The following is a 2135-nucleotide window of genomic DNA, read 5'->3' on the forward strand; positions in this document are numbered from 1 at the left end:
ACCCCGGCCCCTGCGAGGACCCGTGCCCCACTCCGCCTCCACCTTCGACGACCTTCAGCGGTACGCACCCGAGGTCGCCGAACCCGACGACTTCGACGAGTTCTGGCGGGACACACTCGCCGAGGCGGCCGCCGTGCCGGTGCTCGTCGACGTCCGCCCCGAACCCACCGACCTGCGGCTGCTCGACTCCTGGGACGTCACGTTCGCCGGCTTCGGCGGTGACCCGGTCCGCGCCTGGTACACCCGCCCCGCCGGTGTTCAAGAGCCGCTGCCGGCCGTGGTCGAGTACGCCGGCTACGGTCGCGGGCGCGGCCTGCCCCACGAACGGCCGACCTGGGCGGTGGCCGGGTACGCGCACCTGCTGATGGACAACCGGGGCCAGGCGGGGCAGCACGGCGCCGGGGACACCCCCGACCCGCACGGCGCGCCCGGCGGGCCCTGGCCGGTCACCTGGGGGATCCTCGACCCACGCGACTACCACTACCGCCGCCTGATCACCGACGCGGTGCGGGCGGTCGAGACGGTCCGCGCGCTGCCGGGGGTCGAGGGTGACCAGGTCACCGTGGTCGGCAACAGCCAGGGCGGCGGCATCGCACTGGCGGTGGCGGGTCTCGTCGGGAATCTCAGCGCGGTGCTGACCACCGCCCCGTTCCTGTGCGACACGCGCCGGGCCGTCGCGCTCACCGACCTCGCGCCGTACGGCGAGATCGCCCGGTACCTGGCGGTGCACCGGGAGGTCGAGGAGGCGGTGTGGCGCACCCTGTCCTATGTCGACGGCGTGAGCTTCGCGCGTCGGGCGACGGCGCCGGCACATTTCGGAGTCGGCCAACGCGACACCGTCTGCCCACCGCGAACCGCCTTCGCCGCCTACAACCACTACGGCGCCGCGAACGGGAGGCCGGTCCCGCCCGAGCGGGAGATGCACGTCTACCCGTTCAACGGCCATGAGGGCGGCGAGGCCGTCCACGTCCGGCGTCAGCTGCGCTGGCTGGGCTCGGTGCTCCACCCCGCCCGCAGATGAGCGGTTCACTCCGAAGCATTGTCGAACGTTGATGCGTTGCCGATGTTAGCGATAACACGCTATGGTGCGTCAGGCGAGGTGCAGGGCACATCTCCGCCACGGCTCATCGGCTCGTCGCGCCAGATCCTCGACGGCCGGCGCCCGCCACACCGCGACGACCACCAGTGCAAACGTCCGGGTTCTTGGTCGTGCCGCGCACCCCACCTCCGCGTACCGCGTCATGGCGGCGGCCCTCTTCCCAGTGGCCGCCAATGTCGCGCACCCCACCAGAGGAAGTCCTATGCGCAGTCCAACGCTTGGCCAACCCGTCCCTCCCACACCGACCGGCAGCGCACCGACGTCGAGGCCCCGGCGGGCCCGTCGATGGTGGACGGCCCTCGCCACCGTCGCCGCCATGGTCGCGGCCGTACCGATCGCGACCACTCCCGCGAGCGCCGAATCCAACGGCGGCGTACGCGTGATGCCGCTCGGCGACTCGATCACCGACGGATTCAACGTTCCTGGCGGGTACCGGATCGAGTTGTGGCAGCGGTTCACGTCCGGTGGCTACCGGATCGACTTCGTCGGCTCCCAGTTCAACGGGCCAGCCAGCCTCGGCGACCACGACCACCAGGGCCATTCCGGCTGGACGATCGCCCAGATCGACGCCAACGTGGTGAACTGGTTGCGGGCCACGAACCCGCGGACCGTGCTCCTGCACATCGGCACCAACGACATGTACGGCGACACGTCCGGTGCCCCGTCCCGGCTGGCCACGCTCGTCGACCGGATCACCAACACCGCCCCGAACGCGGACGTGTTCGTCGCGACGATCATCCCGAAGTCCGGCGCGGACAACCAGGTCCGGGGCTACAACGCCGCGATCCCGGGGATCGTGCAGAGCAGGGCCGCCGCCGGTAAACGCGTACACCTGGTCGACATGTATAGCGCCTTGACGCTCAGCGACCTGGCCGACGGGGTGCACCCGAACGCCACCGGTTACCGCAAGATGGCCGCCGCCTGGTACGACGCCCTCCGTGCGGTGCCCGGCAGCATCGGGGGCGACACCCCTCCGACCACTCCGCCGCCCACCACGCCCCCGATGCTGCCGGGCACCGCACGGAGGGCGTCGTAC

Annotated in this window: 2 protein-coding genes; both read left to right on the forward strand. The window is 71.6% G+C overall.

Translation table 11 applies throughout. The features are described from left to right. Positions 1–22: 22 nt before the first annotated feature. Positions 23–1021, forward strand: a complete 999-nt coding sequence (locus DLJ58_RS33630; protein ID WP_124863167.1) for an acetylxylan esterase — start codon at positions 23–25, stop codon at positions 1019–1021. A 394-nt stretch (positions 1022–1415) separates the two neighbouring features. Continuing rightward, positions 1416–2135: SGNH/GDSL hydrolase family protein (locus DLJ58_RS33635; protein WP_244219240.1), on the forward strand; the 720-nt coding region annotated here is incomplete at its 3' end.

It is taken from the genome of Micromonospora arida (assembly GCF_003857035.1).
GTDB lineage: Bacteria > Actinomycetota > Actinomycetes > Mycobacteriales > Micromonosporaceae > Micromonospora > Micromonospora arida.